A 23,545-nucleotide genomic window follows, 5' to 3' on the forward strand; every position below is an offset into this window, starting at 1 on the left:
CCTCGAAAAAATCAAACGAAATTGATTCACCAATCAATGAGCGTTAGGAATGGATCATGAGTGTCCAGCGCCGCCTTTTGCCCAACATAAGCGCCCTTGCCGCCTTCGAGGCTGTGGCCCGGCTGGGCAGTTTCACCGCTGCCGCCCAGGAGCTCGATCTGACCCAGGGCGCGGTCAGCCGGCAGATCAGATTGCTGGAAGATCAGTTCGGCCGCCGGTTGTTCGAACGCGACAGCCGCAATGTCAGGCTGTCGGCATCGGGCGAAATCTACGCCGAGGCGGTGCGTTCAGCACTTGGCCAGTTGCGTGACGCAGCCCTTGGATTGATGAGCAATCGGCATAGCGGCATCCTGAACCTTGCCATATTGCCGACCTTCGGCACGCGCTGGCTGATGCCGATGATCCCCGATTTCGTCGAAAACAATCCCGATATCACCATCAATTTCGTCACCCGCGTCGGTCGCTTCGACTTCGCCAGGGAGAGGCTGGATGCCGCCATCCACTATGGCCTGCCGGACTGGCCTGAGGCCGACTCCACACTGCTGGTGCGCGAAACCGTGGCGCCGGTCGTGTCGCCCGAATTCCTCACTGGCCGCGCCATCGCCTCACCGGCCGATATCGGCCGCCTGCCGCTGCTGCATATGGCGACGCGTCCTGGCGCCTGGACCGAATGGTTCGAGCATCAGGGCCTGAGCGCGCCGACCGGGCCCGGCATGCAGTTCGAGCAGTTCGGCACCGCCGCCCAGGCCAGCATGGCGGGGCTCGGCGTGGCGCTGCTGCCGCTGATCCTCATTGCAGGCGAATTGCAGCGCGGCCAGCTGGTGCCGGCGCCAGGCCAGCCCATGCAAAGCCGCAGCGCCTACTATCTCGTCGTCCCACATGGCAAGCGCGGCCATCCGCCAGTCGCCAGTTTTCGCGACTGGCTGCTGGGCCAGGTCGAGAAGGAGCCGGCCGTTCTGGCGTGGTAACTACTTCCGCTTCAGCGCATCCGCCAGCGCCGCGCCGAACGCGCCTTGCTGTGCCGGCCGCTCCGGCTGGCGCTGAGGCGCCGGCGAACGCGGTGCCGGCCTGCCGCCTCCGGTATCGCGCGGCCCACCTTTCGACGCGCCCCCTTCGCCACCATCCTTGCGCATGGATAGCGCGATGCGCTTGCGCTTGATGTCGACATCAACGACGCGCACCTTCACCACATCGCCGGCCTTGACCACCTCGTGCGCGTCCTTGATGAACCGGTCGGCCAGCTGAGAGACATGCACCAGCCCGTCCTGATGGACACCGATGTCGACGAAGGCGCCGAAGGCGGCGACATTGGTGACGGTGCCTTCCAGCAGCATGCCGGGCTTCAGATCCTTGATATCGTCGATGCCGTCGGCAAACGTCGCCGTCTTGAAGCCCGGACGTGGGTCGCGGCCCGGCTTTTCCAGCTCTGCCAGGATATCGCGTACCGTTGGCAGGCCGAAACGCTCATCGACGAAAACGCGCGGATCGAGCGCCTTGAGTGCTGCACTGTCGCCCATCAACGACCGCACATCGCGCCCGCAGGCGGCGACGATCTTCTTGGCCACGCCATAGGCCTCCGGATGCACCGACGAGGCATCGAGCGGCTCGCTGCCATTGGCAATGCGCAGGAAGCCGGCGGATTGTTCGAATGCGCGAGGTCCGAGCCGCGGCACCTTGAGCAGGTCTTTGCGGCTGGCGAAGGGCCCGGTCGCATCGCGATGCGCAACGATCGCGTCGGCCAGCGACGCACCCAGACCTGAAACGCGCGCCAGCAATGGCGCCGAAGCTGTGTTGAGATCGACGCCAACGGCGTTGACCGCGTCTTCCACCACCGCTTCCAGCGAGCGGCCGAGACGGTACTGGTCGACATCATGCTGGTACTGGCCGACGCCGATCGATTTGGGCTCGATCTTGACCAGTTCGGCCAGCGGATCCTGCAGCCGCCGGGCGATCGAGACGGCGCCGCGCAACGACACGTCGAGGCCGGGGAATTCCGCCGCCGCCGTCGCCGATGCCGAATAGACAGAGGCGCCGGCCTCGCTGACGATCACTTTCAAGGGCTTCGGCCCGCCATCCGCCGGCATGTCGGACAGCATGTCCGCCACCAGCTTTTCTGTCTCGCGGCTGCCGGTGCCGTTGCCGATCGAAATCAGCTCGACCTTGTGCAAGCGGATGAGCTTGGCGAGTTCCGCCTGCGTGCCACGCACATCGTTCCTGGGCGGAAATGGATAGACCGTCGTTGTTGTCAGCACCTTGCCGGTGCCGTCGACCACCGCCACCTTGACGCCGGTGCGGATGCCGGGGTCGAGCCCCATCGTCGCGCGCGAACCGGCGGGAGCGGCTAGCAGCAAATCCTTGAGGTTTCGGGCAAAGACGTGGATCGCTTCCTCTTCTGCCCGCTCGCGCAGGTCGCGCATCAAATCGAGTGTCAGGTGTAGTGACAGTTTTATGCGCCAGGTCCAGCCGGCGACGTCCATCAGCCAGCGGTCGCCGGGCAGGCTGCCGCCGATGGCATAGGCATTGGCGATCATCCGCTCGACCGGCTTCACCGGCGAGGTGTCATCGGCATCGACCTCGATGTCGAGCGACAGCACTTCCTCGTTGCGGCCGCGCAGCATCGCCAGCGCGCGGTGGCTCGGCACATTTGTCCAGCGCTCGACATGGTCGAAATAATCGGAGAACTTCGCGCCGGCCTCCTGCTTGCCGTCGACCACCCTGGCCCGCATGAAGGCGCGCTCCTTCATGTAGCTGCGCAATTTTCCGACCAGATCGGCATTCTCGGCGAACTGTTCCGACAGGATGTCGCGCGCGCCGTCGAGCGCCGCCTTGGCGTCGACCACCTCTTCGGTCAGATAGGCCAGCGCCAGTTCGGCCGGCACCAGCGCGCGATTCGCCAGGATAGCTTCAGCCAGCGGGCCCAGCCCGCGCTCCCTGGCGATTTCAGCCTTCGTGCGGCGCTTGGGCTTGTAGGGCAGATAGATATCTTCCAATTCCGCCTTGGTGGTTGCGGCAACGATCTTGCCCTCAAGCTCCTCGGTCAGCTTGCCCTGCTCGCGGATCGAGCCAAGGATGGTGTCGCGGCGAGCGTCGAGCTCGCGCAGATAGGCAAGCCGTTCGGCAAGGTCACGCAATTGCGTGTCGTCCAGCCCGCCGGTGACTTCCTTGCGGTAGCGCGCCACGAACGGCACTGTCGCGCCCTCGTCCAGCAGCCCGATCGCCGCGGCCGCCTGTTCTGGCCGCGCGTTGATCTCGGCCGCGATGATGGCTGCGATGCGCTTGATGTCGGATGCCATGTCGTTCCTGCTCTCATCGAAAAGAGCGGCGACCATAGGCGCAGACGTCCGGCCCGCCAACCGCCGCGCTTTGATCAGCCCGGCGGGTCCACAGGAAAGCGTGCGCTAATGTGGCGGCTCGGGCCCAGTCTAGACCATGCGGCTCAGCGCCTCGAAGAAGGCGACGATCTCGACATCGAGCGGATCGTCGACCGGCTCGGGCTGCGACGACATCTTGGCGATCACCACTTCGGTCCTGGGATCGACATACAGCCACTGACCATGGATGCCGATGCCGCAATAGGCGCCGCTCGGCAAACCGGTCTGGTACCATTTGTTGCGGTAACGGCCTTTGGGAAACAGCGGCAGCATCGCGCCGCGCTGCCAGGCGTCCGCACTGCCGCCAGTGCTGGTCGTGTCGCGTACCCACACCTCGGGCACGATGCGGCGGCCATTGGCCACCCCGCCTTGCCGCATCATCTCGCCAACACGCGCCAAGTCGCGCGGCGTCACCGAAATGCCGCCGGCAGTGCGCGCCGTGCCCTCCATGTCGACGCCGATCGAGGCTTCGCTGACAGTGCCGAGCGGCAGCCACAGCTTCTCGCGCATCAGGTCGGTGAACCGCTGGCCCGACGCGCGCTCGAGCAGCAGGCCGAGCAGATCGGAATTCGGCGAGCGGTAGCGGAAGGTCTGGCCATGCGGCTCTGCAAGGCGTTGCAAGGTCAAAATGAATTCGCGCAGGCTCTCCGTGCCGCCGCCCGGATTCCACAGCGTGGCGCGACGATAGCGGGCGAAAGCGCTCTCCGGATCGAGATAGGCCTCCTCGAAATCGAGGCTGACGCTCATGTCGAGCACATGCCGCACGCTCGCATCGCCATAGGCAGAGCCGGCGGCTTCAGGGATGTAGGCCGTCACCGGCGCTTCCGGGTCGAACACCCCCTCGCCTTGCAATATGCCGGCGATGATGGCTGTCACCGACTTGCTGATCGAGAAGATGATGTGGCGGGCGCCGAAATCCATATGCGGGGCGAACCAGTCGCCGACGATCTTGCCGCCTTTCATCACCGTCAGTGCGTCGGTGCTCGAACGTGCGAGAAATTCAGCCACCGTCTCCGGTGTGCCGGCGATCACGACCTTTTCGCCGAGTAGGCCGCCCATATCGCGCACGGGGGTTTCGACAACGCCCGACGCCGCCGCCACGCGGGCGGTCGGCACCAGTTCGCCGAGATTCTGGAACGACCACCGATTGAACGGGTTCTCGCGCCAGTTGGCGAGCACCACCTGGTTGCGCCGGAAGCCATAGCGGGTCTCGAACACGGTCTTGCCGGTCATGGCGTTTCCTTCCGGGTCGTTTCTTCTTTGTGGGGCTCAGCGAAGTGCCGTGGCGATAGCGTGCACGGCCTTCAGCGTCGCTATGGAATAGGCACCATTGGCGAAATCCGGCCAGGTCGAAAGCTTCACCACGACCATTCCGGTGTTCCAGTCGATATGGATCATCTGACCGAACACGCCGCGGCACATCAGTGCGCGCGAGCGCGGGTCCTCGATCCAGAACTGGTTGCGATAGCTGCCCTCCGGCAGACTGGGGCTGAAGTCCGGCCCATGCCTGCCGTTGCGTGTTGCCTCGATCCAGTCGGCCGGCACGACGCTGCCACCATTGTCGAGGATCATCTGGCCGAAGCGGCCATAGTCGCGCAGCGTCGCGTTGAAGCCGCCATCCGCCACCGCATAGCCGGCGCTATCGACCGTGAAGCAGGCGCTTTCATCAGCGCCGAGCTTTTGCCAGAGTTCTTCCGAAACCAGCTGCGGAAGCCGTTTGCCCGTCACCCGTTCCATGATGAAGGCAAGCACGTCGGTCTCGATCGAGCGGTATTCGAATTGGGCACCATGCGGGCGGATCGTTTCCTTCAAGCCCAGGATCAGCTCGAACATGTGCGATGGCCAGCGAAAGGCCGGATCGCTGCCCGGCGGCACCGGCTTCCAGCCGGTGGCGACATCGACCTGCCCAATGTCCGAATAGCGGTCGGTGTATTCCTCGGAGAAGCGGACGCCGCTGGTCATGTCCAGCACATGCTGCACACTGGCGCCGGCCCAGCCGGTAACGCCGAGCTCCGGCAGGTAGTCCGTTACCGGTCTGGCCGGATCGATCAGGCCGCGCCCAACCAGTATGCCGAACACCGAACCGGTAAGGGACTTCGCCATTGACTGCGACAGGTGCAGCGTGCGCTCATCCATGCCGTTGAAGTAGCGCTCATAGGCGACCTTGCCGTCCTTGAGCACCAGGAAGCCGTCCGTATAGGTCTCGTCGAGCAGCCCGGCGAGCGTCGTCGGCGCGCCTGTGCTGTCCTCGACCGTCAGCCCGTCGAGATCGGCCTCGGCGCGTTCGAAGCGGTGGCGATGGCCATTGCCGCGCCAGACTTCGGCGGTCGGCAGAATTTCACGGATGTTCTGGAACGCCCAGCGGTTCCACGGCGGCCGGTCCCAGTCGAGCTTCGGCGGTACCATGGCGGGCGGCGAGCCCTGCATGATCGGCGGCCGCGGATCGGAATTGCGATAGGAGTCCATGACGGCCGAGTCCTTTGAACATGAAAACGGACCCGGCGGCGTGTGCCGCCGGGTCCGTCGAACCCAGTTTATTTCTGCAACTCGGTCCAGATCTTGGTGTAAATTTCCTGGGTCTCCGGCGAGCACATCTGTTGCAGCTCGCCGCGTGGCTTGTCCGCGGCCGGAATGATGACTTCGGGCGCGTCCTTCATGTCGGCCGGCATGTACTTGTCCGAGCCGGTGATGGCATTGGCGTAGCGATGGAAGGCCGAGAGACCTGCCGCGTTTTCCGGATCCATGATGAAGTTCTGGAAAAGCTTGGCGTTCTCGACGTTCTTGGCTTCCTTCAGAACGACGACGTTGTCGCTCCACAGGCCGAAGCCTTCTTTCGGATAGTTGTAGTGGATGGCCGGGTTGGCCAGCCGCTGGCGCAGCGCCGAGCCGTTCCAGTCGCTGGTCGCCTTGAAGTCGCCGGCGCCCATCTTCTCGATGGTGTTGTATTCCATCGCGATCCAGTTCGGCTTGGCCGCCACCAGCAGGTCGCGCACCTTCTTCAGCACCGCCTTGTCGTCGGTGCATTGCTGGCCGCCGACATACTTGATCGCGGCGAACATCACATCGCCCATCTCCGGAACGACATTGACCTTCCCCTTGAGCTCGTCAGGCGTGTTGAAGATGATACCCCAGCTATCGGCCGGCCCCTTGTAGGCATCGGTGTTGACGACCACGCCGATCGTGCCCCACGCCCATGGAACACTGTATTTGCGACCCGGATCGAAATCGGGATTGGCCCATTCCGGCGCCACGTTCTTGAAGTTTTCCATCTTGCCAGGATCGGTCTCCTGGATGAGGCCTTCCTTGATCCAGATCGGCACGTAGGTCTGCGACGGCACCGCAATGTCGAAGCCGGTGCCTCCCTGGCGAACCTTGGCCAGCGCGGTGTCGTTGGAATCGTAGTCGGTGATGGTCACTTTGACGTTGTATTTGGCCTCGAACTTCTTGATCACGTCGGGGCTGGTGTAGTTGCCCCAATTGTAGATGTTGAGCACGCCGTCGGCGCGGGCCAGGCCCGTCGAGGCGAGCAACGCCAACCCCATGGCGGTTGCTGTTGTCTTCCAGTTCATGGTTTTAACTCCCATTTTTCGGTTCAGTCTCGTTTCCTGCTGACGAAGAAAAACAACGTGACGATCGCGACCGAAAGCAGCAGGAAGGCGGTCGATATCGCGTTGATCTCGGGTGTGATGCCGCGGCGGATCTGGCCGAGCATGTAGGTGGGCAGCGTGTCCTGGCCGCCTGATTTGACGAACTCGGTGATGACGACGTCGTCGAGCGAGATGACGAAGGCCAGCATCAGCCCGGCCAGGATGCCGGGCCACAGAAGCGGCAGCGTGATGCGCCGGAAAGCCTTCCAGGGCGTCGCGTAGAGGTCGGCTGCGGCACGCTCCAGCGTCAGGTCCATATTCTCAAGCCGCGCCCGGATCGGCAAATAGGCAAAGGGAATGCAGAACGCCGTGTGCGCGGCGACCAGATAGCCGATGCCGGAATAGCCGGTGAAGATCTTGATGCGCGAGAAGAAGATCAGCAGCGCCACGCCGGTGACGATCTCGGGCACCATCAGCGGCTGGTTGATCGCCGCATATTTGAAGGTGAGGCCGGGATAGGGCGCGGTGCGGGTGGTGGCGAGCGCCGCCATGGTGGCAAAGATCGTGGAGAGCACCGCCGCGATGGAGCCAATCTGGAAGGAACGCAGCGTGGCATCGACGACCTGCGTGTTCTGCCATGCCGACTGGAACCATTTCAGCGAAAAGCCGCCCCATTCGGAGGTCGAGCTCGCCGCGTTGAAGGCATAGATGACCAGCACGATGATCGGCAGATACAGCACGATAAAGCAGGTCGCGGCGATCGCGGTGAATCCTGGCTGGTGCTTGATGGAAAAGTTCTTAGCCATGACGTACCCCCGACTTGCCGGCATTGCGCACATAGGCAAGCAGCGCCACCATGACGATGATCATGACGGCGATCGACAGCGCCGAGCCGAGTGGCCAGTTGCGGCCCTGCCCGAACTGCAATTCGATCAGGTTGGACAGCATCATGTTCTTGCCGCCGCCAAGAACGCTCGGTGTCACATAGGCGCCAAGCGCTGGAATGAAGACCAGTATGGAGCCGGCGATGACGCCCGGCTTGACCAGCGGAAAGATGATCCGCCGCAGCACCTGGAAGCGCGACGCGTAAAGGTCGTACCCCGCCTCGACCAACCGGAAATCGAGCTTTTCCATGCTGGCATAGATCGGCAGCACCATCAGTGGCAGGTAGACATAGGTCATGCCGATCAGGATCGCCGTGTCGGTGTAGAGTATCTGGATGGGCGCCGAGATGATGCCGAGCTTGAGCAGGATCGTGTTGACGATGCCTTCGTTGCGGATGATCTGCAGCACCGCGAAGGTGCGGATCAAAAGGTTGGTCCAGAACGGAATGGTAATCAGGAACAGCCAGAGATCGCGGGTCTTTTCGCTGCGCGTCGCCATGAAATAGGCGGTCGGGAAACCAAGCACCAAAGTGGCGATCGTCGTCACCACCGAGAGCTTGATCGAGCGCAGGAAGATGGTGACGTGGGCGGCGGCGATCGAAAGCGTGTCGTCGAAGATATCGCGTTCCAGAAACACCGATGTCCAGGCTTCCGGCGAGAACTGCCACTTCACGTCGCCATAGGAGCCTGGCGTCAGGAACGAGTAGACGAGCACGATCAGCAAGGGGCCGGTCGCGGCGAGGAAAATGACCAGCAGCGCTGGCGCTGACAAAAGCCAGCGGTCACGGACATCGCGCCGCTCCGCTGCCTTGGCGACTTCTTCCGCGGTCGCCATCGTCAGTCCTTCAGGACCTGAGCGGCATCGCTGCCGATGAGGATGCCGACTGCGTCGCCCTTCTCGAAACCGCAGCCCGCGCTGCGCGTGTTCTGCTGGCGTACGGTGAAGAGTTCGCCACTGTCGAGATGAACATGGATGTGGGTGTCGGTGCCGAAATAGACGATGTTTTCGACCGTCCCCGACAGTTCGCCCTTGGCCTTGGTCAGCTTGGCGTGTTCGGGCCGAACCACCACCGTGGCGTTGGATTTGGGCTGGAAACCCTGGGCCACGGTCGCCTCGATGGTCGCACCGGATTTGAGCGTGGCGCGCGCCTTGCCGTTGGCCATCTCGCTGATGGCGGCGGTGAGGAAGTTGGTTTCACCGATGAAGTCGGCGACGAAGCGCTCCGCCGGCTTGTCGTAGATATCCCAGGGCGAACCGACCTGCAGGATCTTGCCCGATGACATCACCGCGATGCGGTCTGACATGGTCAGCGCTTCTTCCTGGTCGTGGGTGACGAAGATGAAGGTGATACCGGTCTCGTGCTGCAGCCGTTTCAACTCGATCTGCATCTCCTTGCGCAGCTTGTAGTCAAGCGCCGACAGCGGCTCATCGAGCAAAAGCACCTTCGGCTGCGGCGCCAAAGCGCGGGCCAAAGCCACGCGCTGCTGCTGGCCGCCGGAGATCTGGCTGGTGCGACGACCAGCGAGTGCCTCCATCTTGACCAGCTTCAGCATCTCGGCGACGCGCGCCTTGATCTCCGCCTTCGGCTTGCCCAGCATTTCCAGGCCAAAGCCGATATTGTCGGCGACCGTCATGTGCGGGAACAGCGCATAGGACTGGAAAACGGTGTTAACCGGCCGCTTGAAGGGCGGCAGCGGCGCGATGTCCTGGCCGTAGAGCAGGATTTCACCGGCGGTTGGAAAGTCGAAGCCGGCGATCAGCCTGAGCAACGTCGTCTTGCCGCAGCCGGATGGCCCCAGCAACGTGAAGAATTCGTTCTCCCGGATAGATACCGAGACCGTGTCGAGGGCAGCTACCTGCCCCTCACCTGATCCGAAAATTTTGCTGACGTTTACTACTTCAATCGCATTCCGATCCGGTTTGTCCGGCACGATTACGCCTCACTGTTGACCCCGCTCTTGCTGGCGGAGCTCTTCCCCTGTTCGATGTGACCACATGGCCGGTGGGTTGGCAAGCCCGGCATTGGGTCACAGTTCAATCAGTCATTGAGGCCTGCAAGCCCCATGCCATAGTCAGGCCTGATAGGTGACCTTGCCGCCGCAAATCGTCGTCACCGGCCGCACCTTGTGCAGGTCGGCCGGGGCGGTGTTCTCGATGTCCATCGACAAAACCACCAGATCGGCCATGTAGCCTGATTTCAGCGTGCCCTTGCGGTGCTCGGCGAATTCGGCGTAGGCGCCCTCGATCGTGTAACCGGCGATCGCTTCATGCAGTGAGAAACTCTGGTCCGGGTCGCTTTCTGCCCACGGTTTGCGCAACACTGCCGCCTGAATGCCCAGGATCGGATCGATCGGCGACACCGGCCAATCGGATGCGAAGACGACATGCGCGCCGGCATCCTTCAAGGTCCGCCAGGCATAGCTCAGCGGCCAGCGCGCCGGCCCGATGCGAGACACTGTCGGCTCCAACGGAAAATCCATGGCGCCGGGCGGATGCGGCGGTTGCATGGAGGCAATGACGCCGAGTTCGGCGAAACGCGGCACATCAGCCGTGGTGGTGACCTCAATGTGCTCGACACGGTGACGGCTGTCGCGCTTGCCGTTCGCCTTCTGCGCCGCCTCATAACCGTCGAGCACCGCGCGCACCGCGCCGTCGCCGATCGAGTGCACGGCGATCTGCAACCCGCGTCTGTCGACCGCGACGGCCAGATCGATGAATTGTTGCGGCGTGAACAGCGGCTCGCCCACCCAGTCGAGCCGATCGGCGTATGGCTCGACCATGACAGCTGTCCAGGAATCGAGAACGCCGTCGTAGAACACCTTGACCATGCCCGACGACAGCCATTCGCTGTTGTAGCGTTCGGCCATATCGGACGCCTTGTCGAGCATGTCGAGCGTCATGAAATTCTTGTAGTGGAACGGGATCTTGACGCGGCAGGGCAAGCCTTCCTCGGCGTCGATCTCGGCCAGCAGCTCAAGCTGATAGAGATTGCCGTCCATGTTCTGGATCGAGGTGATGCCGTGGCGGGCGCACCAGGCGAGCCCGCGCCGCATGATGTCGCGGTCGGCGTCCCGCTCCGCCGCCGTCGGCATCGGGTCCGGCTCGCCGCCGGTCGACAGCCCCAGCCGAACCCGGCCTTCGCCGGCAAGATCGAGCACCGGACCAAAGGCCTCGCCTTCGCGCAATTCGCCGGCGGCCAGTCCATCGTCACCCATGACGATCTCATTGCCAGGGCCGAGCGTGCACCCCTGCAGGATGCCGGCCATTTCCAGCGCCTTGGTGTTGGCCCACATGGTGTGATGGTCGGGCGCCGCCATGCAGAACGGGCGATCGGGCAAAATGGCGTCGAGGTGATGGCGCGTCACGCGCTCGCTGCCGAGCACGGTGTAGTCGACGCCTTGGCCGACCAGCATCTTCGCGTCGGGCCGGGTCGGCGCATAGTCGCGGATCGCCTTCTGCAGCGCCTCGAGGCCATGAATACCGGTGAGTTGAAGGTGGGCAAGTTCAGCCCCGCCCGAAAACAAATGCATATGGGCTTCGATGAACCCCGGCACGACGGAACCGCCCTTGGCGTCGATCACCTTGGTGGTCGGTCCCTTGAACTCTTCGATGGAGGCGCGGCTGCCGATGGCGATGATGGCGCCGTCCTTGACGGCGACGGCTTCGGCGGCGGGATTGTCGTCGTCCATGGTCCGTACACGACCGTTGGTGACGATCAGATCCGCATTGTGACCCGCACCTGTGACAGACATCGCGACTCCGCGCTTTTGACGACTGACTGGGACCGACAACCCCTCATGTCCAACGACCTGCCCCTCCACCGGAGCGGCGCCATGGGACGAAAAAGAATGCCAGCGCGCTGTCTTGGAAATTCCCCTTGTCATCCCAAGAGGCAGCGTGGATAAAGAATGCGACTGATTATTCGCGTTTGTCAACATACCGAATCTGGAATGTATTGTGGACAGCAAGCTCCCACCATGTTGAGACCAGGCGGGGAACGAGGACATCAAGCCGTGAAGCGCAGTCTCGACCGCAAAACCAGGATAGCGCTCGAACCGCGCAAACAGCCGCGGCAACAACGCTCCAGCAAGGTGGTCGACCGGATTCTCGACGCAGCGCTGGTCTTGACGCGCGAGCAAGGAACCAAGACGCCGACGACGCTCGCCATTGCGCAGCGCGCAGGCTTGTCGGTTGGTTCGATCTACCAATACTTTCCCAACAAGGAAGCCATTCTTCTGGACCTCGCCCGGCGCTGGCTGTCATCCTTTCCCGAGGTGATCGCCAAGCGTATCAAGGTCGCCCCGCCCACCAACCGTGAAGAGTTTCGGCGCGAAGTGCGCAGGCTCTTCACCGACACGTCCAGGCTCTACCTGGAAAACGCCAGCCTGATGCCGGTGATCGAGGCCATTTCAGGCAACGCCGACCTCAGGCCGATCCAGAACGAATATGACGACCAGATCATCGCCCTCTACGCCGCATGGCTGCAGCATGTGAACCCGGCACTTGAAGACAAGATCGCCAGCCGGCTCGGTGTGCTGATGATGGAGGTCGGACACGTTTGCCGGCTTGTGGGGCTGAAAAAGGATCGCAGGACGTTCGACCTCATCGAGGACGATGTGGAAACCATGTGGCTCGCTCTGGTGAGCCCTTATCTCAATCTTGAATCTTGACTGATTTCACACTTCGAGAGGAATTTATGAAGACTGTTTTCTCCCCCCTGCACGCCGGCCATGCCGGCCAAATGGAACTGGTCACATCGGCCATCGTGCCGGGCTTCGAAAAGCCATCGAGGGCCGAATTCATCAAGGCACGGGTCGAAAGCGAGAAACTGGGTCCCATCATCGCGCCGCACGAACATGACCTCGCCGCCGCCAAGCGCATCCACAAATCAGACTATATCGACTTTCTCCCGACGGTCTGGCCGCAATGGCTGGAAGCAGGCCTCACGGGCACGGCGATGCCCTTCACCTGGCCGACGCGCGGGTTGCGCGGCGACGTGCCGCCAAAGCGCGTCGACGCGCTGCTCGGCTATTATTCCTTCGATGCCGGCGCCACCTTCGTCGAAGGTACCTGGACCGCGATCAAGTCTTCGTACGATGTGGCGCTGACCGCCGCCGGCCTGGTCAAGCATGGCGAGGCTTCCGCCTTCGCGCTCTGCCGTCCGCCCGGCCACCATGCCGGGGCTGGCTTCATGGGCGGCTATTGCTACATCAACAACGCCGCCGTCGCCGCGCAATGGTTCCGCGACCGGGGCGCCAAACGCATCTCGATCCTCGATGTCGACTATCACCACGGCAACGGCACGCAGGAAATCTTCTACGACCGTGCTGACGTCCAGGTGCTCAATCTGCATGGCGATCCGATGATCGAGTACCCGTTCTTCCTCGGCCATGCCGACGAACGCGGAGAAGGCGAAGGCGAAGGCTTCAACCTCAACTATCCAATGCCCTTCGGCACCGACTGGGATGCATGGAACGCGTCGCTCGAGGATGCCTGCGCCAGGCTCACCGCTTATGCACCGGATGTCGTCATCGTCTCGCTGGGTGTCGATACGTTCGAGAAGGACCCGATCAGCCAGTTCAAGCTGAAGACATCTGATTATCCCAAGATCGGCCGCCGCATCGCCAGGCTCGGCCTGCCGACGCTGTTCGTCATGGAAGGCGGCTATGCCGTCGAGGAGATCGGCATCAACGCGGTAGGCGTGCTGACCGGGTTCGAGGATCGGTAAATGCCTGTCGTTCAGGAGCATCTAGAGCGTCGGATGTTCAGTTTGAATCGCGAGGGATTCCAGTGAGGCGTGGTTCATGATTCACTTCCTGTAGGAGGTGATTTGCCATGCCCAAGCCCTATTCGCTCGATTTGCGTGAACGTGTTGTGCGGTTTGTCGAGGCTGGCCACTCGCGGCGTGCGGCGGCGGCACATTTTGGGGTGTCGGTTTCGTTTGTCGTGATCCTGATGAGGAACTATCGAAAGACCGATAGCCTAGCGCCCAAGGCCAACGGTGGCCGCCGCCATTCCAAGCTCGACCCGCATCGAGCGTTCTTGCTTGGCCGTGTAGCCGAGAAGGATGACATTACCATGCCGGAGCTTGCCGCCCAACTGGCCGCTGCTACAGACGTCCAGGTCGCTCCTGCCTCGATCTCGCGCTGGCTCATCAGGAATGGCTATCGCTTCAAAAAAAACGCTGCTGGCCAGCGAGCAAGATCGTCCCGACATCAGCAGGGCGCGGCAGGAGTGGCAGACCAGGCGCCAGCCGCGGATGCGGCTTGAGCCACATCGGCTGGTGTTCATCGACGAAACCGGAACCACTACGAAGATGACACGTCTGCGCGGCCGCTGCCTAAAGGGCCAACGGCTGCGCTCAAAGGCACCGTTTGGGCATTGGAAGACGCAGACCTTCATCGCCGGGTTGCGTTGTCATGGGCTCACGGCCCCTTTTGTTATCGACACGCCGATGAACCGGCGCATCTTCGAAACCTATGTCGAAACGCAGCTCGCTCCGACGCTGGCAAAGGGCGATGTCGTCATCCTCGACAATCTCGCTGCCCACAAGAGCCCGACCGCCGAGGCAGCGATCCGGGCCAGAGGCGCATGGCTGCTCTTCCTGCCGCCCTACAGCCCAGATCTCAATCCCATCGAAATGGCATTCGCCAAGCTCAAGGCGCACCTGCGCGCAAAGGCCATCAGAACCATCGACGCCCTGTGGCAGGCCATTGGCGATATCTGCAATCTCTTCTCTCCAACAGAATGCAGATCTCCAACAGAATGCAGAAATTACTTCGCAGCCGCAGGGTATGGACTCACATGAAAGTCCGCCGCTCTAGCGATTTTGGGACAACGACAGGCATAGCAAAGGACCACCGGGACCGGGCGGCAACATCGCCCGGTTCCCACTATCGGGCCAAGGCACCAGCCTTCGGCACAGCAACCGGCGCGCCCATCTGTTCAATGCTCCCGAGCCTGGCGAAATCGACCAGCCGCCGAGAGGGCCGGCGAAGACTTTCGCGTCCCGGTCTTCTGTCCAAGGCGCGAAAACCGACCTCTGAGTCGCACCTGAGTCCATCGGATTCGATTTTGTCAAATCGCGTTTGATGTCAGATTCAACTGCGGGTAGATTAGACCCGAATCAGCCGGTCCTCGGGGGGCGCGGCGACCACCCAAAGTCTCTTGTTCCGGAGCTTTTCCGGCACCAGACGCGGACGGCTTCGCGTTCCCTGAATGGATTCGGGATTTGGTTCGGCGCAGCCCTGCGCCACGCGTGTGTCTTCGTCAAAGTAATGCGTATTCGGGTTCGGCGGCTGGCTTCCAGCATCCGGACAGCAGAAACGATTCCGGCCAAAAGCAACAAGAATGAGCAGTCCCGCCGCACTTCTTCAATCCGACACATTGGGCTCGCGCCTGACGTCGCGCGGCGATCTCACCAGTTTTTTCATGCAACTGACCGCCGAGATCGGCGCCGACAGCTACATGTTGGTCGCCATCGTCCACGACCAGGACCGCAACGATGCGCGCATCGTCTCCTCCAACTGGATTTTCGATGCCATCGAGCTGATCGGCAAGCGGCTGATCGCCGGGCTCGCGCAAGGCGCGCTCACCGTCGCGCCAGGTATCCGTCCACAGCCGCTGGTGGCATCCCGGGCACCAGAAACAGACGGATTGATCACCGGCGAGGAAGCCCGCCTTCTCGACGTGCTCGGCCATGCCGAAATCTATTCGCTGCGCCTCAATGTCGGTCGCCAGCGCCTGTTCGCCCTGTTCTCTGCGGCGACCGCCGGCAGCATCGACCAGCCGGCGTTGATGCGGGCGCAGCTGAAATGCTGCTACGCGCTCTCGCACATTCCGCAACTGATTGCCGCCGCCGCCATGCAGGATCCGTTGTCGGATCGCGAGCGCGAATGCCTGTTCTGGGTTTCCGAAGGCAAGACCACCGACGAGGTCGCCGTCATCCTTGGCGTCTCCTCCAACACCGTCAACAGCTACATCACCCACGCCATCCAGAAATTCGCGGCCAGCAACCGCGCGATGGCCATCGCCACGGCGATCAGGAGCGGCATCATTTGAAACACGCCGATATCAAGGAAACGGCCGAAGCCCTTTTCAACGAGCAGCGCAACCCGTTCGGAGCCTTCACCCTTGGCTCCGAAACCCATCACGCGGTCACCATTCCCGATGCCGTGCGCCGCTGCCGCTGGATCGCCGTTGACATGAATGCCTCGGCTTTCGGCCTCTTCTTCGTAAGCCCCTCGCCCGAGCGGGCGCGGCTAGTCCCATGCTTTGATTCCGACTATCCCGGCATTGCCGTGGCGACCAAGTTCATCTCAGGCGCCAACGGCGAGGAGATCGTGCGCCACACCCGCATCTCGACCGAACCGCGCTGGTGGACGGATGACGGCGTCCCTGCCATGGCGGAGCTGTTTGGCGATCTCACCTGGACCGAGCAGATGGCGGCGCTGGTGCCCGGAACCAGCGGCATCGCTTTTCCCGTTCACGCCGACCGCGGCCAATGCGGCCTTGTCGTGTTCCTCGGCTCGGAGATGACCATGCAGCAGGATGCGCTCTACGAAATACACGCCCGCTGCTTTTCGCTGTTCGCCGCCGTCGCCCGCATCCGTCCGGGCGATACCGGCCGCATGCGCGCAATCTCCAAGCGCGAACTCGAATGCCTGAAGCTGACCGCCAACGGCAACACCAGCGAGGAGATCGCGCGGCTCCTGAAACTGTCGGTGCACACCGCCAACCAGTATCTGACCCAGTCGACCCAGAAGCTCAACGCCGTCAATCGCAACCAGGCCGTGGCCAAGGCGCTGCGGCTGGGCTTGATCGAATAGGGGATTTCGACAGGCGGCTCGATAGCGACCGACGGTCAGCGATAGGCGAGCGGCTCGACCTTGCGGATACGCGCCTCTTCGATCACCGCCTCGAGCAGCGCCGTATTGTGCTCCGGGTCTTCGCCCGGCTTCTCGAACGACACGTAGTTGACCGCCACCGATGCGCCGAGCTCGCTCAGCGTCAGCTGGAAATAGACGGTGACGCCGGGCGGCCTCAGTTCCAGATCGAGCACGATGCGCGGGCTGCCGCTCCAGTCGACATGCGCCTCGCCGCCATGGCCGAGCCGTAGAGTGCCCGGCATGAAGAACAACTCAACCGCTGAATCGACCAGGTCCGACAGGCACGCGAAATGCTCCAGCCGGATAAAGGCGATGTAGTCGGCGACATCGATCAGCCTGAGTTCCCCCACCACCTGCTCGATGGCGCTGGCGACGATGATCTCGCGGGATTTTGCGTGCGGTTGCCGGTTCATGAAATCTGTCTGCGCTCAGCCTTTTTCGAGTAGACGATCCGCACCAGTTCGGCGACGGCCTGGTAGAATTGTGATGGGATTACACTATCGACCGAAACTTGCTTGTACATGGAGCGGGCGAGCGCCACGTCCTCGAAGACCGGGATGTTGTGTTCCCGCGCGATCTCTCGGATTTTCAGCGCCACCAGATCCTGGCCCTTGGCCAGCACCATGGGTGCCGAGTCCTCGTCGCGCACATATTTCAGCGCGATCGAGAAGTGCGTTGGGTTGGCGATGATCAGCGTCGCGCGCGGCACCGCCGTCATCATCCGCTTGCGCGCCCGGTCGCGCGCCAGCGAGCGCAGCCGCGACTTGACGATCGGGTCGCCCTCGGACTGTTTGAACTCGTCCTTGACCTCCTGCTTGCTCATGCGCAGATCCTGCTTCCAGTGGAAGCGCGACCAGACGATGTCGGTTGCCGCGATCAGCCCCATGACGAAGACGATCGCCACCAGGATGTCGACGGCGATGCCGCGGATGACGAGACCGAAGGCGACCGGATTGGTGATCATCCCGCCGAGCAGCTTTCGGTGGTCTTCCGACAGGGTGAAGCTCAGCACGACGATGGCAAACCCGACCTTGCCGAGTGACTTCAGGAACTCGACCCAACCCTGGATGCCGAACAGCCTGTTCCACCCCTTGGCGATCGAAATGCGCGAGAGTTGCGGCCGGACCCGCTCGCCTACGAATTGCGGCATGTTCTGGAACACCGAGGCGCCGACGCCGGCGACGGTCAGCAGCACCATCAGGCTCAGGACGGCGCGGCCAACCTCGAGGAGGACGATCTTGTAGAGCGCGATGACGTCGGTCTCGGTGTCCATCGGCCAGGCTTCCGGCTTCTCCAGGAACATCGACAGGAACATGCCGAGATCGATGATCGCATCCTTGGCGTAGAAGACGGTGAACACCAGTATGGCAACGAACGAGGCAAGGAGCGCTGTCTCCCGCGAATGGGGCAGTTTGCCCTGTTCGATGGTGTCGCGGATCTTCTTTTCCGTCGCCTCTTCGGTTTTCGAATCCTTGTCGACCGCGTCAGCCATGGCGCGGTCTTAGGCGGCGTCTTGGGTCGAGGGTAGTTCGAAGGCACCTTCGCGCGACAGCCGGATCGTCGTCGTAACGATCGTCTTGCGCGCCGCCGTGATGTCGGCGAGAGGGACCCCGTCCGAGCCCTGTCCGAGTTCGGCTTCGATCATGCGCCGCGAGCGGGCGCCGATGGCTGACAGCACCGATTCTGCGAGTGCGGCCGAAGTGCCGCGCAGGGCCAGCGTGACCAACTCCGTCGACAGCCCGTCGAACAGCAGCACCCGCGCTTTCTGGGTGAGCAGCGGCAAATCGTCGAAAGCAAACAGGCGGGCCCTCACACCGTCGAGATCAGGCGTGCCCGCGGCTTCCAGATCCTGCATGACCTCCTCGAGCAGCGGCTTGTCGAGTTCGTTGAGAACGCTGGCGACACGCGCCTGCCCGGCCGAGGTGTCCTTGGTCGAGGTTTCCGCCAGCACGCTGGTACGCAGCCGGTTTTCGACGATCCTGGCGGCAGCGTCGGGAACATTGGCCATCGTCACCATGCGCTTGATGATTTCTCCACGCATCGGCTTGGTCAGTGTCAGCAGCACGTTGGCCGCCACCTGCGGTGCCAGCTTCGACAACACCATGGCCGCCGTCTGCGGATGCTCACCGGCCAGGAAGGCACCAAGCCGCGCCGGCTCGAGCTTTTCGAGCTCGGGCCAGATCGGCGGCGGGCCTTCCGGTGCGACCTCGAATTTCTTGTCGCCCATGATCGCGCTCATCTCTTCGGGCGAGAGCGATTCGTTGAGGATGGTGTCCATCCTGTCGGCGGAATCGAGCAACCCCGCCCCTTCCGTGAACTCGGCTTCGAACTCGGCGACGATGCGCTCAAGATCGCTTTGCGGAATCGTCCGCAGCAGGCGGGCGCCCTCGATCAGGGCCTTCAGTTCTTCCTGCTTGAAGAATTTCAGCAGGCGGCTGGCCGACGGCTTGCCCATCGCCACAAGTATGGCGGCCGCCTTCTGCGCGCGGGTCAAGGTCACCGGCGTCGTCATGCCACTCGCCTCCGCCGCCACCGGCAAGCCCCGCAAACCATGTCTAGGCGCCCTTCGTGCCGGCGATGATTTCGGTCAGCCTGATGCCGAAACGCGACGGATCGCTTTCCAGCACGGTGATCTCGCCGCGCGCGATCTTGCGGCCGTTGACCACGACGTCGACAGGTTCCCCGATGCGGCGATTGAGCGCCACGGTCGACCCTTTTTGCAGCGCCATCAGATCGGAGACCGGCATCTCCGTGCTGCCGAGGATGATCTGGACATCGACGGGGATGTTCATGATCACGCTCGAATTGGCTGATGAGGCCGCCCTGAACGCCGCATCGGGGCGCTGCTCCTCTTCATGCAGGACACCACGCAACTCTTCGATGGCACGGTCGAGTTGCTCGTCCGGCTGGTCGAGGTCGGCTTCCGCCTTGGTTTTGGCCATGATCGTCTCCAAATTCTCAGGCGCGTCCGGCGGCTGCCGGCATCAGCCCGTCGATAAAGTCCTGTCCGGCGTCGTAAGGATGCCTGATCCGGACGGTGTAGTTCTGTCCCAGTTTGCCGAACTCGCATACGAACAGCGTCTTGCCCCGTGCGCTGAGACGCGCCTGGGACTGGGCCGTTTCCTCGAATTCGATGACGTCGCCGATTTGGAAACCGGCGAGCTCGCCGAGCGTCAGCCGCGCCAGCGGCATCGTGGCCTCGAGCGCCACGGTGGAGCGCATCACCTCTTCCGAAAAGCGGGCGCGCCAGCTGGGGCCGTGATCGTCGTCGCTGACAGGCACGGCTCCGTCGCGGCTGGCCAGCACGACGCGCTGCGGCATCGTCACCGTGACGGTGCCACTATCGGCCGGCGTCGAGATGGCAAGCACGATACGGATTGCCGCGCCATCGCGCAGCACATACCGCTTCGCCTCGGTGCCGGACATTGCTCGCGGCGCGGGCAGGCGCAGGTCGAGCGAGCGCTTTCCCGATCCGTTGAGGGCCTGCGCGACCTGCTGGAACACCATGGTCGAAACATCGATTTCGATCTGCGACAGATCGCGTTCGATCGGCGATGCCGGCAGATCCGGGTCGCCGCCGAACAGCGTGCAGACCATGATCGCGATCGCCGGAGCATCGATCACCAGGGTCATCGCATCGGAGGACGCCGACGAGCCGATCACGGTCATGGCAAACGTGTCGCCGGCACGCGAACGCGCCTCGGGAACGCGGCTGACCTCGATCGCTTTGAGTTCGACGACGACCGGAACGCCAAGCTCGCTGGTCAGGCTTTTCTGCAACAGCGGTACGGCGCGTTCGGCCATGGCGCGGCCTGCGTCGATGACCTGCGCGGCCTCGCCGCTGTCACCGACCAGACGCTCGATGATCAGCGAACGCGCTTCCGCTGGACTGCCCAGGCTGGTCATGACAGTGCCGGGACCGATCTGTCGTGCATCGTTCAGGCGGCCTTCTTTTCGACGGCACCGGTGTTCATCGTGCTCTGTTCGACGGCGTCGATCGTCGGCCGTTCATAGGACGAGATGGTCTTGCGGCCGAACTCGATCGCCACCTGCGGCAGCGCACCGTTCATGTAGGCCAGCAGCGTCTGCTTGACGATGATATAGAGGCGGTTCTTCTTCTCGCGCACTGTCTTGATCTTGGTGGCGACCGGCCCGACCACCGAATAGGACAGGAAGATGCCGAGGAACGTTCCGACAAGTGCGGCACCAATCAAACCGCCGAGGATTTCAGGCGACTGGTCGAGCGCGCCCATCGCCTTGACCACGCCGAGCACGGCGGCGACGATGCCGAGCGCCGGCAAGCCGTCGCCCACCGCCACCAGCGCGTGATAGGCCTTCATCTTGTCGGACTTGATGGTCTGGATTTCTTCGTCCATCAGCGCCTCGATCTCGTGCGAGCGGGCATTGCCGATGATGATGATACGGCAGTAGTCGCAGATGAAATGCGTCAGGTCGTGGTTATGCAGCACGGTTGGGAACGCCTGGAAAATCGCCGACTCTTCCGGATTGTCGATATGCGCCTCGACTTCGCTGCGGGATTTCGAGCGCAGCTCGCGCATCAGCGAGTGCAGCACGCCGAGCGTCTCGAGATAGTCCTGTTCCTTCGGCACCGCCTGCTTGAAGGCTTCGAGGATGCCCTTGCCGGTGTCCTTGACCGTCTTCATCGGATTGGCGACGAGGAAGGTGCCAAAAGCCGCACCACAGATGATCACGGCTTCCCATGGCTGAATCAGCACATGAAGATGGCCGCCCATGGCCATGAAGCCGCCAAGGACGCAGCCGAGCGTTACCACCAGTCCAATCAGAATGCCCACGACAGGTCCTTCCGCATTTCACATCAGGAGCTAGGGATAGTCCCCGTGCCTTGTGTGAGGCTTGAATCGAGGGCTTGGAAGCGATTCAGTTTCGCGCAAGGAAGTAGGGGTATTGTGCCGGCATAGCTTCGGCCGGAGGCACGTCTTTGCTCAATACCTTTACCAGCTACCAGCTCATCACCAAGGACATTTCAAAATCGATCGACAGGATCGAGCAGCAGCCCGTGGTTGATCGCGACACCAAATATTATCTCGCGAATATCACCAAGGTGAAATCGATCGACGATTTCGTCAAAAACGACCGTTTGTTCAAGTATGCCATGAAGGCCTACGGGCTGGAGGACATGGACTACGCCAAGGCCTTCATGGTCAAGGCACTCAAGGAAGGCGTCTCCGATCCCGACAGCTTCGCCAACAAGCTGACCGACAAGCGCTACGCCGAATTCGTCAGCGCCTTCAACTTCGCCGCCAACGGCGCCGATGCGACCATCTACAACAAGACACAGCAGTTGGTGACCAAGAACTATGCCACCCAGGCGCAGATCGCCGGCCTCGATCCCAATTCGGCCTATGTGAAGGGCGAGACGACATACTATCTTGCCAACATCACCAAGGTGAAGTCGATCGACGATCTGATGTCGAACAACCGGCTCTACACATACGCGCTGGCGTCATTCGGTCTCGATTCGGCGACGGAAGACAAGGATCTCATCAAGCGGGTTCTGCAGGGCGGCGTCCGCGACCCCGACAGTGTCGCCAACAAGATGACGGACAAGACCTATGCCGCGCTTGCCTCCGCCTTCAACTTCGAAGCCTATGGCGAAAACACCACCACCATCAATCCGGCGCAACAGCCGACCGTCGACAAATACATGCGCCAGACCCTCGAAGAGGATGCCGGCCAGACCAACCAGGGCGTGCGGCTGGCGCTTTATTTCGATCGCAAGGCCCCGACCATCACCAGCTGGTATGACGTGCTGGCCGACACCGCGCTTGCCAGTGTCGTGCGCACCGTGCTCGGCCTGCCTGATTCCTTCGCCACCGCCGACGTCGACAAGCAGGCGCAGCTGTTCGAGCAAAAACTCGACATCTCGGATTTCTCCGACCCCGAAAAACTCGGCAAGTTCCTGACGCGCTTCACCAGCATGTACGAGATCAACCACCTGACTTCATCGGCCGTCGCCTCGGTCAGCGTGCTGTTTGCCCAGCCACTCACCGTCGGCATCTCCACCGACCTGATGATGGCGATGCAGAAACTGAGGTTCTGAGACCATCATGCGGGACAGCCTGTACGTCGCCCTTTCGTCGCAGATCGCGCTTGAGCGGCGCCTCGACACCATCGCCGACAACGTCGCAAACGCCGCGACGATCGGCTTTCGCGCCACCGGCGTGAAGTTCGAGGACGTCGTCTCCGGCACCGGGCAGAAATCGGTATCCTTCGCCTCCCCGGGCAAGACCTACCTTTCCGGCGCTCACGGTGCCTTAAGCGAGACCGGCAATCCCTTCGATTTCGCCGTCCAGGGCGATGCCTGGTTCGCCATAGAGACGCCGGTCGGCACCGTCATGACCCGCGACGGACGCTTTTCAATGAACGAGAACGGCGAACTGATGTCGATCGAGGGCCACCCGGTGCTCGATGCGGGCGGCTCGCCGATCCAGCTTGACCCCCGCAACGGTCCGCCCAAGGCCGGGGCTGATGGTTCGTTGCGCCAGAACGATCAGCTTGTCGGCTCGATCGGTCTCTACAATTTCGATCCGGGCGCGAACTTCGTCCGCTACGGCAATTCCGGCATCGTTCCGGCACGCACCCCAGAGCCTGTCACCGATCGCTCGGATATCGGCGTTGCCCAGGGTTTTCTCGAAGAGTCCAATGTCAATCCGGTGCTGGAGATCACCAGGCTGATCATGGTCCAGCGCGCCTTCGAGAACACCGCCGCCCTGATGCGGCAGACCGACTCATCCACCGACGAGGCGATCAAGACGCTCGGCTCGAAATAATC

At 62.5% G+C, this 23,545-nt stretch carries 22 protein-coding genes; 8 read left to right on the forward strand and 14 right to left on the reverse strand.

The window, feature by feature from the left end; translation table 11 throughout:
• Positions 1-56 precede the first annotated feature (56 nt).
• Positions 57-968 carry a LysR family transcriptional regulator gene (locus NKJ00_RS24850; RefSeq protein ID WP_352554047.1) on the forward strand — a complete coding sequence of 304 codons (912 nt, stop codon included), beginning with the start codon at positions 57-59 and terminating at the stop codon, positions 966-968.
• Here NKJ00_RS24850 and NKJ00_RS24855 read toward each other — a convergent pair whose 3' ends face one another.
• The 8 genes from NKJ00_RS24855 to NKJ00_RS24890 form a co-directional block, all read right to left on the reverse strand.
• Positions 969-3,293: a Tex family protein gene (locus tag NKJ00_RS24855; protein ID WP_352554046.1), complete on the reverse strand. Its 2,325-nt coding sequence runs from the start codon at positions 3,291-3,293 to the stop codon at positions 969-971.
• Between the two features lie 129 nt (positions 3,294-3,422).
• Complete coding sequence (locus tag NKJ00_RS24860; protein ID WP_352631625.1) at positions 3,423-4,604, reverse strand: serine hydrolase domain-containing protein; 1,182 nt, start codon at positions 4,602-4,604, stop codon at positions 3,423-3,425.
• Between the two features lie 36 nt (positions 4,605-4,640).
• Positions 4,641-5,837 carry a serine hydrolase domain-containing protein gene (locus NKJ00_RS24865; protein ID WP_023809981.1) on the reverse strand — a complete coding sequence of 399 codons (1,197 nt, stop codon included), beginning with the start codon at positions 5,835-5,837 and terminating at the stop codon, positions 4,641-4,643.
• 68 nt (positions 5,838-5,905) lie between these two features.
• Positions 5,906-6,940 carry an ABC transporter substrate-binding protein gene (locus NKJ00_RS24870; RefSeq protein ID WP_023809982.1) on the reverse strand — a complete coding sequence of 345 codons (1,035 nt, stop codon included), beginning with the start codon at positions 6,938-6,940 and terminating at the stop codon, positions 5,906-5,908.
• A gap of 23 nt (positions 6,941-6,963) precedes the next feature.
• The gene (locus NKJ00_RS24875; RefSeq protein WP_023809983.1) at positions 6,964-7,764 is read right to left on the reverse strand and encodes an ABC transporter permease; all 801 of its coding nucleotides are present in this window, start codon (positions 7,762-7,764) and stop codon (positions 6,964-6,966) included.
• On the reverse strand, positions 7,757-8,677 hold the full coding sequence (locus NKJ00_RS24880) for an ABC transporter permease (RefSeq protein WP_352554044.1): 921 nt from the start codon (positions 8,675-8,677) through the stop codon (positions 7,757-7,759). Before NKJ00_RS24880 ends, NKJ00_RS24875 begins: the two co-directional genes overlap by 8 nt.
• A 2-nt stretch (positions 8,678-8,679) precedes the next feature.
• Entirely contained in the window at positions 8,680-9,774 is a 1,095-nt protein-coding gene (locus NKJ00_RS24885) for an ABC transporter ATP-binding protein (RefSeq protein WP_352441909.1), read from the reverse strand.
• A 141-nt stretch (positions 9,775-9,915) separates the two neighbouring features.
• Positions 9,916-11,595 (reverse strand): amidohydrolase, encoded by a 1,680-nt coding sequence (locus tag NKJ00_RS24890; RefSeq protein ID WP_352631628.1) that lies wholly within the window; start codon positions 11,593-11,595, stop codon positions 9,916-9,918.
• Between the two features lie 156 nt (positions 11,596-11,751).
• Here NKJ00_RS24890 and NKJ00_RS24895 point away from each other — a divergent pair, with 156 nt between their 5' ends.
• The 5 genes from NKJ00_RS24895 to NKJ00_RS24915 all read left to right on the forward strand — a co-directional run bounded on the left by NKJ00_RS24895 (position 11,752) and on the right by NKJ00_RS24915 (position 16,671).
• Positions 11,752-12,513, forward strand: a complete 762-nt coding sequence (locus NKJ00_RS24895) for a TetR/AcrR family transcriptional regulator (RefSeq protein WP_352441907.1) — start codon at positions 11,752-11,754, stop codon at positions 12,511-12,513.
• 26 nt (positions 12,514-12,539) lie between these two features.
• Positions 12,540-13,571 (forward strand): histone deacetylase family protein, encoded by a 1,032-nt coding sequence (locus NKJ00_RS24900; protein WP_352613290.1) that lies wholly within the window; start codon positions 12,540-12,542, stop codon positions 13,569-13,571.
• Between the two features lie 107 nt (positions 13,572-13,678).
• Positions 13,679-14,651 (forward strand): IS630 family transposase gene (locus NKJ00_RS24905; protein ID WP_352631630.1). Its coding sequence is split into 2 segments (ribosomal slippage): positions 13,679-13,998 and positions 13,997-14,651, totalling 975 coding nucleotides; the frame shifts between segments, so codons are not numbered across the junction.
• A gap of 542 nt (positions 14,652-15,193) precedes the next feature.
• A complete protein-coding gene (locus tag NKJ00_RS24910; RefSeq protein WP_128304928.1) occupies positions 15,194-15,904 on the forward strand; it encodes a helix-turn-helix transcriptional regulator in 711 nt (236 codons plus the stop codon).
• Complete coding sequence (locus NKJ00_RS24915) at positions 15,901-16,671, forward strand: helix-turn-helix transcriptional regulator (RefSeq protein WP_128304927.1); 771 nt, start codon at positions 15,901-15,903, stop codon at positions 16,669-16,671. Before NKJ00_RS24910 ends, NKJ00_RS24915 begins: the two co-directional genes overlap by 4 nt.
• A 35-nt stretch (positions 16,672-16,706) precedes the next feature.
• Here the strand turns inward: NKJ00_RS24915 and NKJ00_RS24920 are convergent, their stop codons facing one another.
• Genes NKJ00_RS24920 through motA form a run of 6 tightly spaced genes read right to left on the reverse strand, consistent with a single transcriptional unit; the run spans position 16,707 to position 21,545 of the window.
• Positions 16,707-17,144 (reverse strand): BspJ family T4SS effector nucleomodulin, encoded by a 438-nt coding sequence (locus NKJ00_RS24920; protein WP_023809991.1) that lies wholly within the window; start codon positions 17,142-17,144, stop codon positions 16,707-16,709.
• Complete coding sequence (gene flhB / locus NKJ00_RS24925) at positions 17,141-18,223, reverse strand: flagellar biosynthesis protein FlhB (protein ID WP_352613294.1); 1,083 nt, start codon at positions 18,221-18,223, stop codon at positions 17,141-17,143. The genes NKJ00_RS24920 and flhB overlap by 4 nt, the downstream gene beginning before the upstream one ends.
• Positions 18,224-18,232: 9 nt before the next feature.
• Positions 18,233-19,243, reverse strand: coding sequence for a flagellar motor switch protein FliG (locus NKJ00_RS24930; RefSeq protein ID WP_027038262.1), 1,011 nt, complete (start codon positions 19,241-19,243; stop codon positions 18,233-18,235).
• A 43-nt stretch (positions 19,244-19,286) separates the two neighbouring features.
• Positions 19,287-19,673, reverse strand: coding sequence for a flagellar motor switch protein FliN (gene fliN / locus NKJ00_RS24935; protein WP_023809994.1), 387 nt, complete (start codon positions 19,671-19,673; stop codon positions 19,287-19,289).
• A 16-nt stretch (positions 19,674-19,689) separates the two neighbouring features.
• Positions 19,690-20,637 carry a FliM/FliN family flagellar motor switch protein gene (locus NKJ00_RS24940; RefSeq protein WP_352613296.1) on the reverse strand — a complete coding sequence of 316 codons (948 nt, stop codon included), beginning with the start codon at positions 20,635-20,637 and terminating at the stop codon, positions 19,690-19,692.
• Between the two features lie 32 nt (positions 20,638-20,669).
• The gene (gene motA, locus NKJ00_RS24945) at positions 20,670-21,545 is read right to left on the reverse strand and encodes a flagellar motor stator protein MotA (RefSeq protein WP_352613298.1); all 876 of its coding nucleotides are present in this window, start codon (positions 21,543-21,545) and stop codon (positions 20,670-20,672) included.
• Between the two features lie 146 nt (positions 21,546-21,691).
• Between motA and NKJ00_RS24950 the strand changes: the two genes are divergently transcribed.
• Together NKJ00_RS24950 and flgF are read left to right on the forward strand one after the other, a co-directional pair.
• Positions 21,692-22,813: a DUF1217 domain-containing protein gene (locus NKJ00_RS24950; protein ID WP_352613300.1), complete on the forward strand. Its 1,122-nt coding sequence runs from the start codon at positions 21,692-21,694 to the stop codon at positions 22,811-22,813.
• Positions 22,814-22,820: 7 nt separating this feature from the next.
• Positions 22,821-23,543 carry a flagellar basal-body rod protein FlgF gene (gene flgF, locus NKJ00_RS24955; RefSeq protein ID WP_352613302.1) on the forward strand — a complete coding sequence of 241 codons (723 nt, stop codon included), beginning with the start codon at positions 22,821-22,823 and terminating at the stop codon, positions 23,541-23,543.
• The last annotated feature ends 2 nt before the right edge of the window (positions 23,544-23,545 follow it).

The organism is Mesorhizobium sp. M0227 (assembly GCF_040321855.1).
Classification (GTDB): Bacteria; Pseudomonadota; Alphaproteobacteria; order Rhizobiales; family Rhizobiaceae; genus Mesorhizobium.